Genomic DNA, 13722 nt, shown 5'->3' with positions numbered 1-13722 from the left:
GGTTCGATCACGGCACCGCTTAAGGTGCAGGGATGGCACGACCTGACGGGCGGCGACCCGACCAACTCCGACCGGTGACGTTGACCCGGAGCTGGAGCACCCACCCGGAGGGCTCGGTGCTCGTCGAGTTCGGCGGCACCCGGGTGCTCTGCACCGCCAGCGTGACCGAGGGTGTGCCCCGCTGGCGCAAGGGCTCCGGGCTGGGCTGGGTGACCGCCGAGTACGCGATGCTGCCCCGGGCCACCAACACCCGCTCGGACCGGGAGAGCGTCCGGGGCAAGATCGGTGGGCGGACCCACGAGATCTCCCGACTGATCGGCCGGAGCCTGCGCGCCTGCGTCGACCTCAAGGCGCTCGGCGAGAACTCGATCGTGCTCGACTGCGACGTGCTCCAGGCCGACGGCGGCACCCGTACCGCCTCGATCACCGGCGCGTACGTCGCCCTGTACGACGCGGTGAGCTGGCTGGCCGCCCGCAAGTCGCTGGCCGGCAAGCCGGAGAAGGTGATGCACCGGTCGGTGGCCGCGGTCAGCGTCGGGATCGTCGCCGGTGAGCCGCTGCTCGACCTCTGCTACGTCGAGGACGTGGCCGCCGAGGTGGACATGAACGTCGTCTGCACCGGCGAGGGCGACTTCGTCGAGGTGCAGGGCACGGGCGAGGACGGGGTGTTCTCCCGGGCGCAGCTCGACGCGTTGCTGGACGTGGCGTCGTTGGGTTGTCTGGAACTGGCCGAGGCGCAGCGGAAGGCACTCGCATCATGAACAAGGTCCTGCTCGCCACCCGCAACCGCAAGAAGCTCGTGGAGCTCCAGCGCATCCTCGACGGCGCGCTCGGCGCGCACCGGATCGCCCTGCTCGGCCTCGACGACGTCGAGGAGTACCCGGAGCTGCCGGAGACTGGTCTCACCTTTGGCGAGAACGCCCTGATCAAGGCGCGGGAGGGTTGCCGGCGGACCGGCCTGCCCACCATCGCCGACGACTCCGGCATCGCGGTCGACGCGCTCAACGGCATGCCGGGGGTCTTCAGCGCCCGCTGGGCCGGCCGGCACGGCGACGACCGGGCCAACCTCCAACTGGTGCTGGACCAGATCGCCGACCTGCCCGACGAGCACCGGGGGGCGGCCTTCGTCTGCACCGTCGCGCTGGTGCTGCCCGGCGGCAAGGAACACCTGGTCGACGGCCGCCAGCCGGGCCGGCTGCTGCGTGCCCCGCGCGGTGAGGGCGGCTTCGGGTACGACCCGATCTTCCTCGGCGACGGCCAGGAGCGGACCAACGCGGAGCTGACGCCGCAGGAGAAGGACGCGATCAGCCATCGGGGCAAGGCGTTGCGCGAGTTGGCGAAGCTGGCCGCCAAGGTGCTGCCCGCCACCTGACCCGACCACCGCCCCGTCCTGCCGGCGTCCAGGGTGGGCCGGGGCGGAGCCGCGCGGTCAGCTCAGCGGGCCAACCTCCCGTTCGATGGCGGCGCGCAGGTCGGGCCCGGCCAGCACCGACCGGGCCGCCTCCAGCACCGGGGCGAGGAAGACGTCCGGGCCGGGCGTGCCGGCCGCCGGGCCGAGCGCGTCCAGCGCGGCCCGTCCCGCCGGCGACGGCACCAGCGGCGCACGTAGCTGGAGACCCCGGACGGACGCCAGCAGCTCCACGGCGAGCAGGCTGGTCAGGTTGTCCAGCACGCTGCGCAGCTTCTTGGTCCCCGCCCAGCCCATCGAGACGTGGTCCTCCTGCATGCCGCTGGTCGGCAACGAGTCGACCGAGGCGGGCGCGGCCAGCCGACGGTTCTCCGCGACGATCCCGGCGGCCGTGTACTGGGCGATCATCAGGCCGGAGTTCACCCCGGCGTCGGGGGAGAGGAACGCGGGCAGCTCCCGGTTGCGGGTCACGTCGAGCAACCGGTCCACCCGGCGTTCGGCTATCGCACCCACCTCGGCGGCGGCGATGGCCAGGTAGTCGGCGGCGAAGCCGAGCGGAGCGCCGTGGAAGTTGCCGGTCGACTCGACCCGGCCGTCCGGCAGCACCACCGGGTTGTCCACCACCGAGACCAGTTCCCGGCCGGCCACCGTCTCGACGAAGTCCAGGGTGTCCCGGGCCGCGCCGGCCACCTGCGGTGCGCACCGCATCGAGTACGCGTCCTGCACCGCGTGCGCCAGGTCGTCGCGGTGCGAGTCCATCACCCGCGAGTCCTGCAGCAGCCGGTGGATGTTCGCCGCCGAGGCGGCCTGCCCCGGATGCGGCCGGATGGCGTGCAGCTCGGGCAGGAACGGCCGCTCCGAGCCGAGCATCGCCTCGATGGCCAGCGCGGCGGTGACGTCGGCCATGGTGAACAGGTGCCGGGCATCCTGGATCGCCAGCAGCAGCATGCCGAGCATGCCGTCGGTGCCGTTGATCAGCGCCAGCCCCTCCTTGGCGGCCAGCGCGACCGGCGTCAGCCCGGCCCCGCGCAGCGCGTCGGCGGCGTCGACCCGCTCACCGGCCGGGCCGAGCACCCAGCCCTCACCGAGCAGCACCAGCGCGCAGTGCGCCAGCGGCGCCAGATCCCCGGACGCGCCGAGCGAACCGTGCTCCGGCACCCACGGGGTGACGTCGGCGTTGAGCAGGTCGACCAGGGCCTGGGCGACCAGCGGTCGGACCCCGGAGCGGCCCAGCGCCAGCGAGCGGACCCGCAGCAGCATCATCGCCCGGACCACCTCACGGGGCATCGGGGCACCCATCCCGGCGGCGTGCGAGCGGATCAGCGCGTGCTGCAACTCGGCCCGGCGCTGTGGGGCGACGAAGGTGTTCGCCAGCGCCCCGAAGCCGGTGGACACGCCGTACACCGGGCGGCCGGCGGCCTCGATCCCGTCCACGATGGACCGGCTGGTGGCCATCGCGTCGACGGCCGCCGGGGCGAGGACGACCTCGGCGTCGCCGCGCGCCACGGCGAGCACGTCGGCGGGGGTGATCCCGGTGGGCTGGACGGTCACAGTCGACATTGCGGCACTCCGTTGTGCAGGACCTGGCGGACCAGAGGGACACCCGGCCGGTAGGCCAGGTGCAGGTGGGACGGGGCGTCGAGGATCATCAGATCGGCCCGCGCGCCGGGGCGCAGCACCCCGACGTCGGTACGGCGCAACGCCCGCGCGCCGCCGGCCGTCGCGGCCCAGACCGCCTCCGCCGGGGTCATCCGCATCTCGCGCACGGCCAGCGCGACGCAGAACGGCATCGACGAGGTGTACGACGACCCGGGGTTGCAGTCCGTGGCCAGCGCCACGACCACCCCCGCGTCGAGCAGCCGGCGCGCATCCGGGTACGGCGACCGGGTGGAGAACTCCGCCCCGGGCAGCAGCGTCGCCACGGTGGTCGTCGACCCGGCTGCGGGGGTCGACCCGTCGGCGGCCGAGGTGCCGGCGGAGGCCGACCCGGCCAGCGCGTCGACGTCGGCGTCGGACAGGTGGGTGCAGTGGTCGACGCTGGCCGCGCCCAGCTCGACCCCGAGCCGCACCCCCGGCCCCGGGCCGAGCTGGTTGGCGTGCAGCCGCAGCCCCAGCCCGGCGGCCTGACCGACGGTGAGGATCGCCCGCGCGTGGTCGGCGTCGAACGCGCCCCGCTCGCAGAACACGTCCACCCAGCGGGCGTACGGCGCGGCGGCGGTGAGCATCGGCCCGCAGACCAGCCCCACGTAGTCGTCGGGACGGCTGGCGTACTCGGCGGGGACGACGTGCGCGCCGAGGAAGGTGGTCTCGGTGGTCACCTCGGCGGCGATCCGCAGCGAGCGGGCCTCGTCGGCGACGGTCAGGCCGTACCCGCTCTTGATTTCCATGGTGGTGGTGCCCTGGCGCATCGCCTCCTCGCGCAGCCGGCGTACGGTGCCCCGCAGGACGTCGTCGTCGGCCGCCCGGGTCGCGCCGACCGTCGTGCGGATGCCACCCCCGGTGTACGGCTCACCGGCCATCCGGGCGGCGAACTCGGTCGCCCGGTCCCCGGCGAAGACCAGGTGGGCATGGCTGTCCACGAACCCGGGCAGCACCGCGCCGCCCTCGGCGTCGATCCGCCGGTCGGCGGCCGGCGCGTAGCGTCCCGGCCCGATCCAGACGACCCGGCCCGCCTCCACCAGCAGGGCGACCCCCCGCCGGATGCCCAGCGGCCCGTCCCCGCCGACCGCCGGCACGTTGGTCACCAGCTCGCCGACGTTGTCGACCAGCAGACTGCTCACGCCACCCCTCCCGCCGCCGGCTGCCTGGCCCTGCGCGCCGCCGGCTGCCTGCGTGCCGGCTGCCGCGTCGCGCGGGCGGTGGGTCCGCTACGGCTACCCACCGGTCACCGCCGCGATCGAGGCGTGCAGCTCCGCCGGCACGTCCACGGTCAGGTGCCGGCCGTCGCGCACCACCTGCCGCCCGTCCACCACCACCTGGTCGACGTCGGCGGCGGTGGCCGCGAAGAACACCCCCACCGGCGGCACCCCGGCGGTACGCGGGCTGTCCAGTCGTACCGTGACCAGGTCGGCGCGTTCGCCGACGGCGAGCCGACCGGCGTCGGCCCAACCCAGCGCGGCGTGCCCGGTGACGGTGGCGGCGTCGCGCAGCGCGGCGGCGGTGAAGTGCCCGCGTCGCCGGGTACGCAGCCGCTCGTCCAGCTCCACCGCGCGGGCCTCCTCGAACAGGTCGACCACGGCGTGACTGTCGCTACCGAGGCTGAGTGGGATACCGGCGTCGGCCATCCGGCGGGCCGGCCCGATCCCGTCGGCCAGGTCCCGTTCGGTGGTGGGGCAGAGACACACCCCGGTCCGGTGCCCGCCGAGCAGGGTCAGGTCGGCGCTGGTCGGGTGGGTGGCGTGCACGGCGGTGACGTCCGGACCGAGCACCCCGCGTTCGGCGAGCAGCCCGGTCGGGGTACGGCCGTGCACCGCCCGGCAGGCGTCGTTCTCGGCGGGCTGCTCCGACAGGTGCACGTGCAGCGGAGCGCCGTGCCGGTACGCCCAACCGGCGACGGTGGCGAGCTGCTCCGCCGGCACCGCCCGCACCGAGTGGATCGCCGCCCCCCGTAGGGCGTGCCGACCGGCCGGCCGGAACCCGTCGACCCGCTCCGCCCAGCGCCGCGCGTTCCCGTCACCGAAGCGCCGCTGCGTCCCGGCCAACGGCTCGCCGTCCACCGAGGCGGTCAGGTAGCAGGCATCCAGCAGGGTGATCCGGATGCCGGCCTGCGCCGCCGCCTCGACCAGCGCCGCGCCCATCGCGTTCGGGTCGTCGTACGGGTGGCCGTCGGGGCCGTGGTGCAGGTAGTGGAACTCGCCGACGCAGGTGACCCCGGCCAGCGCCATCTCGGCGTACGCGGCGCGGGCCAGGGCCAGGTACGAGTCGGGGTCGAGCCGGCCGGCGACGGCGTACATCACGTCCCGCCAGCTCCAGAAGTCACCCCGACCACCGTGGGTACGCCCGCGCAGCGCCCGGTGGAAGGCGTGCGAGTGGGCGTTGGCCAGGCCGGGCAGGGTGAGTCCGGGTAGCCGTACCGCCTCGGCCAGCACCTCGACCCCGGTGTCCGGCGTCCCGCCTCGGGCCAGCGGGGTGACGGCGGTGAACCGGCCGTCCTCGGCCTCGATCAGCACGTCCGGGGTCGGCGCGGCGTGGTCGGGCAGCCACGCCTGTTCGGCCAGCCAACGGGTCAGTGGCATGCCAGTTCCTCCAGCACCCTGGCCAGCGCGGCCACCCCGGCGGCGCAGTCGTCGTCGGTGGCCGACTCGGCGGGGGAGTGCGACACCCCGGTCGGATTACGCACGAACAGCATCGCGGTGGGCAGGTGCGCGGCGAGCACCCCGGCGTCGTGGCCGGCCCCGGTGGGCAGCATCGGCGCGGCCAACAGGCCCGCCAACCGGTCGGCCAGCCCACCGTCGAAGGCGACCAGCGGGGTGGCCGACTCCTGCGTCACGGTCAGTTCGACGCCGTCCCGCCTGGCCCGTTCGGCGGCCTTGGCGTGCACCGCCTCGACCAGGCCGTGCAGGGTATCCGGCTCGGCGGCCCGGGCGTCGAGCCAGCCGGTCACCAGTGACGGGATCGCGTTGGTGGCGTTCGGCTCCACCACCACCCGCCCGACGGTGGCGTGCGCGCCGCGCAACCGGGCCTCCTTGTTCGCCGCCAGCACGGTGAACGCGTAGGTGAGCATCGGGTCGCGGCGGTCGGCCATCCGGGTCGTACCGGCGTGGTTGCCCGCCCCGCGCAGCGTGAAGCGCCACCTGCCGTGCGGCCAGATCGCGCTGCCCACCGCGACCGGCACACCGGCGTCGACCAGCGCCAGGCCCTGCTCGACGTGCAGCTCCACGAAGGCGGCGAAGCGGCCGAGCAGCGCCGGGTCGGGCCCGGCCGGCCGGCCACCCAGCGCGTCGGCGAAGCTCACCCCGGCCGCGTCGCGCAGCCCGGCCGCGCGGTCGGCGTCGATGTCACCGGTGAGCAGCCGCGACCCCAGACACGGTACGCCGAACCGGGCCCCCTCCTCCTCGACGAACGCGGCCACCACCACCGGTCGGACCGGCTCGGCCCCGGCGTTCCTCAGCTCGTCCACGGCGAGGAACGCGCTGACGATGCCGAGCGGCCCGTCGTACGCCCCGCCCTGCGGGACCGAGTCGAAGTGGCTGCCGGTGAGCACCGCCCCGGTGCCGGCCGGGTCGTGGCTGTTCGGGTCGTGGCTGTTCGGGCCGGTGGCCGGGTCGCCCCACCAGGCGAAGAGGTTGCCGTTGCCGTCGGAGTGCACCGGCATGCCCCGCCGGTCGGCCTGCTCCCGGAACCACTCGCGCAGCCGCAGCTCGGGCGGGGTCAGCGCGTACCGCAGGTAGCCACCGCTGCCCGCGTCCCGGCCGACCGACGCGATCTCGTCCCACAGCTTGCGGAACCGGGCGGCGGGGCCGGTCACGCCGTACGCCCGTCGTCGGACATCGGGATGCGGACGTCGGTACGGGCGGCGACGTCGCGGGCGGTGTCGTAGCCGGCGTCGACGTGCCGGATCACGCCCATCGCCGGGTCGTTGGTGAGCACCCGTTCGATCTTCTGCCCGGCCAGCGCGGTGCCGTCGGCGACGCAGACCTGACCGGCGTGCAGCGACCGGCCGATGCCCACCCCACCGCCGTGGTGGATGGACACCCAGGACGCCCCGCTGGCGGTGTTGACCAGCGCGTTGAGCAGCGGCCAGTCGGCGATCGCGTCGGAGCCGTCGGCCATCGCCTCGGTCTCCCGGTACGGGCTGGCGACGCTGCCGCAGTCCAGGTGGTCCCGGCCGATGACGACCGGCGCGGAAAGCTCACCCGAGGCGACCATCTCGTTGAACCGCACCCCGGCGACGTCCCGCTCGCCGTAGCCGAGCCAGCAGATCCGGGCGGGCAGGCCCTGGAAGGCGACCCGTTCACCGGCCAGCCGCATCCACCGGGCGAGGGACTCGTTCTCCGGGAACAGGTCGAGGATGGCCCGGTCGGTGGCGGCGATGTCGGCTGGGTCGCCGGAGAGCGCCGCCCAGCGGAACGGCCCCCGGCCCTCGCAGAACAGCGGGCGGATGTACGCCGGCACGAAACCGGGGAAGTCGAAGGCCCGCTGGTATCCACCCAACTGCGCCTCGCCCCGGATCGAGTTGCCGTAGTCGAACACCTCCGCGCCCGCGTCGAGGAAGCCGACCATCGCCTCGACGTGCTTCGCCATCGACGCCCGCGCCCGGTCGGTGAACTCGGCCGGCTTGGCCTGCGCGTAGTCCCGGGCGTCCGCCAGCTCCACCCCCTCCGGCAGGTACGACAGCGGGTCGTGCGCGCTGGTCTGGTCGGTGACGACGTCGATGGCGACGCCCCGGCGTAGCAGTGCGGGGAAGACCGTGGCGGCGTTGCCGACCACGCCGACGCTGAGCGCCCGCCGGTCCCGCTTCGCGGCCAGCACCCGCGCGACGGCGTCGTCGAGCGAGTCGGCGACCTCGTCGAGGTAGCGGTCGTGCACCCGCCGGTCGAGCCGGGTCCGGTCTACGTCGACGATCAGGCAGACGCCGTCGTTCATGGTGACCGCGAGGGGTTGCGCCCCGCCCATCCCGCCGCAGCCGGCGGTCAGCGTCAACGTGCCGGCGAGGCTCCCACCTCCCTGCTGCCCGTCGCCGCGGGCGCCGGCGAGCTTCGCGGCGACGGCGGCGAACGTCTCGTAGGTGCCCTGGAGGATGCCCTGGGTGCCGATGTAGATCCACGAGCCGGCGGTCATCTGCCCGTACATGGTCAGGCCGAGGGATTCCAGCCGGCGGAACTCCGGCCAGGTGGCCCAGTCACCGACCAGGTTGGAGTTGGCCAGCAGCACCCGGGGCGCCCACTCGTGGGTGCGCAGCACCCCGACCGGGCGGCCGGACTGCACCAGCATCGTCTCGTCGTCCCGCAGCTCGGTCAGGGTGCGCACCAGCGCGTGGTACGACGGCCAGTCCCGGGCGGCCTTCCCGGTGCCGCCGTAGACCACCAGGTCGTCGGGGCGTTCGGCCACCTCCGGGTCGAGGTTGTTCATCAGCATCCGCAGGGCGGCCTCCTGCGGCCACCCCTTGGCGGTACGGGTGGTGCCACGGGCGGCGCGGACGGGGTGGTGCATGACGTACTCCTCTCAGCCGAGGAACAACTGTCGACGGGCGGCGGACGACTCGAACGCCTCCAGGCGGTGCGGGGTCTGGCTCGGGGCGGCGTCGCAGGTCGCCTGGAGCACCACCACGGCCAGGGTCATCGGGGCGGTGTGCAGGTCGAAGACGAGGTCGGTGCCGACGGCGGCGGGGAGCACCAGCTCGGCGTACTCGGTGGCGGGGCTGACCGCGCGATGCGCCGCTGGGCAGGGGTGAGCCGGACGCCGTGGAACAGATCGAGTAGCCGGTCCGGTGGCGCGGCGACGGCTCCTTCATTCATATTGAGACTCTATGCATGAAGACTTTCAGGGGGCAAGCGTGGCCGCACCACGCCTGCCGGAACGCGATGCGGCCTGTTCGAGTCGGTCAGCGGGCGGCGCGAACGATCTCGGCGGTCGCGTCCCGGCGGACCGCGTCGTAGAACGCCTGGGACTTGCCCTCGTCGGCGAAGACCACACTCTCGCTGCCCACCCGGCCGGTGCCCCGCGACGGGCTGGTGACGAAGGTGAGGTTGCCGCCCCGCAGGCCGCGCAGCTCGGTCGCCAGGTCCAGCAGCGACATCTCCCGGTCGACGGAGACCGACGCCGAGGCGGCCCGGACGAAGTCGTCGAGCTTCCCCGGGCTGGTGAGGATGCCGCCGGTGGCGGCCTTGTCCAGGATCGCCCGGATCACCTGCTGCTGGTGCCGGATCCGGGCGAAGTCGCCGTCCGGGAACTGCTTGCGCTGCCGGGAGTAGTCCAGCGCCGTCTCACCGTCCATTGTCTGCCGGCCGGCCCGGAAGGTGCGCAACGGCGGATGGATCGACGTGAAGGTGTGGTCGACGGTGATGTCCACCCCGCCCAGCGCGTCGATGATCTCCTGGAAACCGGCGAAGTCGACCACCGCCACGTGGTCGACGTGGACCTCGGTGAACTCCTCGACGGTCTGCACCATCAGCGGGATCCCACCCCAGGCGTACGCCGCGTTGATCTTCGCGTTCCGGCCGCCCTGCCCGCCCTCCTTCGACCGGGGCACGTGCACCCAGGTGTCCCGGGGAATCGAGACGAGTTGCGCGCTCTTCCGGTCCTTCGGCAGGTGGGCCAGGATGATCGTGTCGGTGCGTGACCCTTCGGTCCGCTCCGGATCCCGGGAGTCGCTGCCCAGGATCATGATGTTCGTCGCATCCCGGGCCACCACCGGCGGTCGGCTCTCCGCGGGCACCTCGGTGAAGGCGTCCACCCGCTCGACGTCCTTCTCCACCGAGCGCAGGTAGAGCGCTCCCGCCCCGACGCCACCCGCCCCGAGCAGGGCCAGCGCCAGCACCACCACCAGCGCGATCCGCCATCCCCGGCGTCGCCTGGGCGGCGACCCCGGCACCTCCGAGGACGGGACCGGGACGGACTCCGAGACCTGCTCGCCTTCTGGCATGCGCGCATGGTACTGAGCCTTCATCAGGTCAGGCAGCCCGCGTACGCCCGGGGCCGACGACCGAAGGGCTCCCGGACGCTGGACATTCAGCCGCTCGTCACCTACGGCTGGTAGAACCTCGCCGTGGATGCGACGAAACTGCGCCGGGCCATCGCCCGTACCCCGCTGGCACCGGTGGCCGCCTTCCCCGGGCGACTCGCCCGGGTCGCCCGCTACGACGCGAAGGTGCTGCGCACCTCGGCCAGGTGGCTGGCCACCTCCCGGGAACACCACAACTACACCTACGAGCTGACCCAGCTCAGCCGGCAGCACCTGACCTGGTTCGTCAGCGTGGTGTGCGACGTCCCGGTGGCCCAGGTCCGGGGGTACCTCGACGAGATCACCGGCGACGCGGCGCTGCGCCGGCACATCGAGCAGGCCACCGCCCGGTCCGCCCGGCGTGGGCTGGCCGACCGCCGGGTCCGCTACGCGCGCCGGGTCGGCTGGTACGCGATCGTCCGGGCCACCCGACCCGCCCATGTCGTCGAGACCGGCACCGACAAGGGGCTCGGTAGCTGCGTCCTCGCCGCAGCACTGCTGCGCAACGCCGCCGAGGGGCACCCCGGCCGGCTCACCTCGCTGGACGTCAACCCGGAGGCCGGCTACCTGGCCCGCACCGCGCCCTGGTCCGACGTGATCGAACTGGTGGTCGGCGACTCGGTCACCGCGATCGCCGCCCTGGACCGACCGATCGACCTGTTCCTGCACGACAGCGACCACAGCCACGCCCACGAACGCCGGGAGTTCGACGCGGTCGAGCCGAAGCTGGCCCCCGGCGCGATCCTGCTCACCGACAACGTCACCACCACCGGGGTGCTGGCCGAGCACGCCGAACGCACCGGCCGCCGGTTTCTCGCCTACCGGGAGACCCCGCTCGACCATTGGTACCCCGGCGACGGCATCGGCGTCGCCTGGTGAGTCCGCCACCGTGATCATGGACGGGGCAGCCTGGGCGCGGTCCCCGCCGCCGCCGCGGATGGAATCGACCGCCGCCGCCGCAGGCGAGACCGTCGAGTCGCCACGGTTGCTCACCGTGATCGCCCCGGGCCGGTACCGCGACCGAATCGGCGGACCGGCTTAGCTTTCGCTTAGCCGGCTTGTCCCCGGTCGCCCGGTCCGGCAGCATCGACCGGCGTGACCGACGGCAGCACTCCCGACGAACCCGCCGACCGCGCCGGGCCGGGCCGCCGCCGTGCCCCCCGCGCCGGCCGTCGCCGGTGGCTGGCGGCTGGCGGCGTCGCCGCGCTCGCCACCGTGCTCGGGCTGAGCCTCGCGCTGCGCTCCGGCGCCGCCCCCGCCTGCGCCGCCGCGCCCGCTGGGCTTGCTGCCCCGGCTGGTCTCGCTTCCCCGGCTGGGCTCGCTTCCCCGGCTGGTCTCGCTTCCCCGGCTGGGCTCGCTGCGCCCGCTGGGCTTGTTGCGCCCGCTGGGCTTGTTGCGCCGGCTGGGCTTGCTGCCCCGGTCGGCGTCGGGGCGGTGGCCGGGGCCGCCGGACGGGTTCTGCTGGCCGCGCCACCCACCGGTGGCGCGGTCCACAAGGGGAAGGCCACCTTCTACGACTCGAAGGGGGCCGGCGGCAACTGCTCCTACCCGGCCGCCCCGGCCGACCGGCTCTACGTGGCGCTCGGGCCCACCGAGTACAGCGCCGGCGCGGCCTGTGGCGGCCACCTCGACGTCACCGGCCCCCGGGGCACCGTCCGGGTGCTGATCATGGATCAGTGCCCGGAGTGCGCCCCCGGGCACGTCGACCTCTCCCGCGAGGCGTTCGCCCGGATTGCCGACCCGGTGCAGGGTGTCGTCAACGTCAGCTACCGAGCGGCGGTCGACCCGCCGCTGTCCGGCCCGCTCACCTTCCGGATCAAGGAGGGCGCGTCGCAGTACTGGTTCGCCGTGCTGGTCGCCGAGCATGGCAACCCGCTGCGCACCGTCGAGGTACGGCAGGGCTCCGGCTCCTGGCGCACTGCCGCCCGGCAGGACTACAACTACTGGCTGGTCGACTCCGGGGCCGGCCCCGGCCCGTACGCCGTCCGGGTCACCGACGTGTACGGCCACCGCGCCACCGCCACCGGCATCACCATGTCCCCAGGCCGGGTACAGCGCAGCACGGTGAAGATGTACGGCGGTAGTGGCGCACCGGCCGCCCGGAGCACCCCGACCGTCCGACCGTCCTCGCCGCGCCCCAGCGTCGCACCGACCCGGGCCACCGTCAGCCCGTCGCCGGTCGCCGCCGCCTCCTCGCCCGCCCCGCCGGATGCCGCCGCCCCGCCCGTCGCCGCCGGAACGTCGGAGGCGGCCCGAACGGTAGGTTGCGCCTCCCGGCACTGACCGCTGTCCGGTCTTCCGCCCGGCTTCGCTTCGCCCTGCTTTGCACCGCCCCGCTTCGCTTCGCCCCGCCCCGCTTCGCCCTGCTTTGCATCGCCCGGCTTCGCTTCGCCCTGCTTTGCATCGCCCCGCATCGCGCCGCGATGCCTCGCGCCGCACCGCCTCGCCGAGTCGCGGTATCGGGACCGGCCTCGCACCACCACATCGACGGGACTGCGGTTGCGGGACCGGCCACGGTGCAGCACGTGAGCCGGTCGAGAGAATGGTCAGGCCGGGGTGTCCAGGTCGAGCCACATGAGGATCTCGTCGCGGTCGTCGCCGGGCGCGACCCGGAGCGCGCCGGGCAGTCGTCCGACCTCGCGGTAGCCGAGCCGGTTGTAGAACTTCTCCAGGCTCAGGCCGCCGCGCACCGTCACGTGCAGTGCCCGCCAGCCCAGCTCGGGCGCGCGTCGTGCGGCCTCCCGCATCAGGGCCCGCCCGTAGCCGCGCCCCTGGGTGTCGGGATGGACCATCACCCGCTTGAGGATGCCCCAGTGCGCCTTCAGCCGGAACTGGTTGTCGGTGAAGATCAGCACCGCGACCGGTCGGTCGGCCTCGTAGCCGATCAGCAGCCGGTCCGGTCCGTCGGTGACGGCGGCGAAGGTCGACTCGGCGACGGGGCGTACCTCGGTGGCGGTGACGGGGGCGACGAAGCCGACCGCGCCGCCGGCGTTGGTGACGTCGACCCAGAGGTCGATGATCCGTTCACGCAGTTCGGGGGTGAGGTCGGGGTCGAGGACGAAGCGCAGACTCACGTCGCCAATCCTGCTGCCGCGACCCGACCCGAGCCCGCGATCGTGATGCTCCTGACAGCCAGGGCGAATGGCTGTCCGGGGGGAGGTAGGGCCGACGGGACTCGAACCCGCACTGGTGCGGACCTAAACCGCATGCCTCCTGCCATTTGGGCTACGGCCCCTCACCGTGTACACCGTCACCTTCCAAGGCCATTGCGAGCGACGGCGGAGCCGTCTGCCGATCGGAAACCCGGTGGGTGTCACAGCCTCCGCATCGTAGACCACATCCGGCTCGGACGCCGCGGCCCGGTTGGAGCCGGCGTAGGTGGCCGTCTGACTATGGCAGTTAGGGCAGAGGAATCGCAGGTTGCTGGGCTGGTCGTCGAGGAAGTCGCCATTGATGTGATCGACATGCAGGGTCAACGGTTTGTCCTGCCAGATTGGCCCGACACCACATGCTTCGCACTCCTCCGGAAGCCCGATGGCGGCTAATACTCCAACGTCACCTGGCCTGTCTGCGCTGGTAGTGGGATCGTCGGGCTCGGGCTTGGGATGTTCGCCGCCAGTACGACCAGTGCAGGATGTGCTCCGGTGGTTGC

At 73.8% G+C, this 13722-nt stretch carries 11 protein-coding genes, 1 tRNA gene and 1 pseudogene; 4 read left to right on the top strand and 9 right to left on the bottom strand.

Features of this window, described 5'->3' with window-relative positions; genetic code table 11:
* Nucleotides 1–32 precede the first annotated feature (32 nt).
* Both rph and rdgB read left to right on the top strand, forming a co-directional pair.
* Nucleotides 33–761, top strand: a complete 729-nt coding sequence (rph, locus tag ACIG87_RS04675) for a ribonuclease PH (protein ID WP_396848210.1) — start codon at nt 33–35, stop codon at nt 759–761.
* Nucleotides 758–1372 (top strand): RdgB/HAM1 family non-canonical purine NTP pyrophosphatase, encoded by a 615-nt coding sequence (rdgB, locus tag ACIG87_RS04670; protein ID WP_396848208.1) that lies wholly within the window; start codon nt 758–760, stop codon nt 1370–1372. The genes rph and rdgB overlap by 4 nt, the downstream gene beginning before the upstream one ends.
* A 57-nt stretch (nt 1373–1429) precedes the next feature.
* Here the strand turns inward: rdgB and hutH are convergent, their stop codons facing one another.
* The 7 genes and pseudogenes from hutH to ACIG87_RS04635 form a co-directional block, all read right to left on the bottom strand.
* Nucleotides 1430–2968 carry a histidine ammonia-lyase gene (hutH, locus tag ACIG87_RS04665; RefSeq protein ID WP_396848206.1) on the bottom strand — a complete coding sequence of 513 codons (1539 nt, stop codon included), beginning with the start codon at nt 2966–2968 and terminating at the stop codon, nt 1430–1432.
* Nucleotides 2956–4188 carry an imidazolonepropionase gene (gene hutI / locus ACIG87_RS04660; RefSeq protein WP_396848204.1) on the bottom strand — a complete coding sequence of 411 codons (1233 nt, stop codon included), beginning with the start codon at nt 4186–4188 and terminating at the stop codon, nt 2956–2958. The genes hutH and hutI overlap by 13 nt, the downstream gene beginning before the upstream one ends.
* Before the next feature lie 93 nt (nt 4189–4281).
* On the bottom strand, nt 4282–5637 hold the full coding sequence (locus ACIG87_RS04655; RefSeq protein ID WP_396848729.1) for a formimidoylglutamate deiminase: 1356 nt from the start codon (nt 5635–5637) through the stop codon (nt 4282–4284).
* Nucleotides 5634–6875 (bottom strand): allantoate amidohydrolase, encoded by a 1242-nt coding sequence (locus ACIG87_RS04650; RefSeq protein ID WP_396848202.1) that lies wholly within the window; start codon nt 6873–6875, stop codon nt 5634–5636. Before ACIG87_RS04650 ends, ACIG87_RS04655 begins: the two co-directional genes overlap by 4 nt.
* The gene (hutU, locus tag ACIG87_RS04645; protein ID WP_396848200.1) at nt 6872–8560 is read right to left on the bottom strand and encodes a urocanate hydratase; all 1689 of its coding nucleotides are present in this window, start codon (nt 8558–8560) and stop codon (nt 6872–6874) included. The genes ACIG87_RS04650 and hutU overlap by 4 nt, the downstream gene beginning before the upstream one ends.
* Nucleotides 8561–8572: 12 nt before the next feature.
* A pseudogene (locus ACIG87_RS04640) lies at nt 8573–8773 on the bottom strand (transcriptional regulator); the annotation flags it as partial.
* 178 nt (nt 8774–8951) lie between these two features.
* Nucleotides 8952–9992 carry an LCP family protein gene (locus tag ACIG87_RS04635; protein WP_396848198.1) on the bottom strand — a complete coding sequence of 347 codons (1041 nt, stop codon included), beginning with the start codon at nt 9990–9992 and terminating at the stop codon, nt 8952–8954.
* A gap of 123 nt (nt 9993–10115) precedes the next feature.
* Here ACIG87_RS04635 and ACIG87_RS04630 point away from each other — a divergent pair, with 123 nt between their 5' ends.
* Entirely contained in the window at nt 10116–10949 is an 834-nt protein-coding gene (locus ACIG87_RS04630; protein ID WP_396848196.1) for an O-methyltransferase, read from the top strand.
* Nucleotides 10950–11165: 216 nt separating this feature from the next.
* Nucleotides 11166–12353, top strand: coding sequence for an expansin EXLX1 family cellulose-binding protein (locus ACIG87_RS04625; protein WP_396848194.1), 1188 nt, complete (start codon nt 11166–11168; stop codon nt 12351–12353).
* Nucleotides 12354–12616: 263 nt separating this feature from the next.
* On the opposite strand, the gene ACIG87_RS04620 is transcribed toward ACIG87_RS04625, so the two are convergent.
* Entirely contained in the window at nt 12617–13144 is a 528-nt protein-coding gene (locus ACIG87_RS04620; protein ID WP_396848192.1) for a GNAT family N-acetyltransferase, read from the bottom strand.
* An 86-nt stretch (nt 13145–13230) separates the two neighbouring features.
* Nucleotides 13231–13305 (bottom strand) — tRNA-Leu (locus ACIG87_RS04615).
* Nucleotides 13306–13722: the final 417 nt, after the last annotated feature.

It is taken from the genome of Micromonospora sp. NPDC051925, from assembly GCF_044548625.1.
GTDB lineage: Bacteria > Actinomycetota > Actinomycetes > Mycobacteriales > Micromonosporaceae > Micromonospora.
Note: the sequence above shows the minus strand (reverse complement) of the source record. Positions and strands in the feature narration are given on the sequence as shown.

Excerpts from the sequence above, each read along its gene's own strand:
- hutU (WP_396848200.1), bottom strand. The coding sequence starts at position 8,560 with ATGCACCACCCCGTCCGCGCCGCCCGTGGCACCACCCGTACCGCCAAG.
- hutH (WP_396848206.1), bottom strand. The coding sequence starts at position 2,968 with ATGTCGACTGTGACCGTCCAGCCCACCGGGATCACCCCCGCCGACGTG.
- rph (WP_396848210.1), top strand. The coding sequence starts at position 33 with ATGGCACGACCTGACGGGCGGCGACCCGACCAACTCCGACCGGTGACG.
- rdgB (WP_396848208.1), top strand. The coding sequence starts at position 758 with ATGAACAAGGTCCTGCTCGCCACCCGCAACCGCAAGAAGCTCGTGGAG.
- ACIG87_RS04635 (WP_396848198.1), bottom strand. The coding sequence starts at position 9,992 with ATGCCAGAAGGCGAGCAGGTCTCGGAGTCCGTCCCGGTCCCGTCCTCG.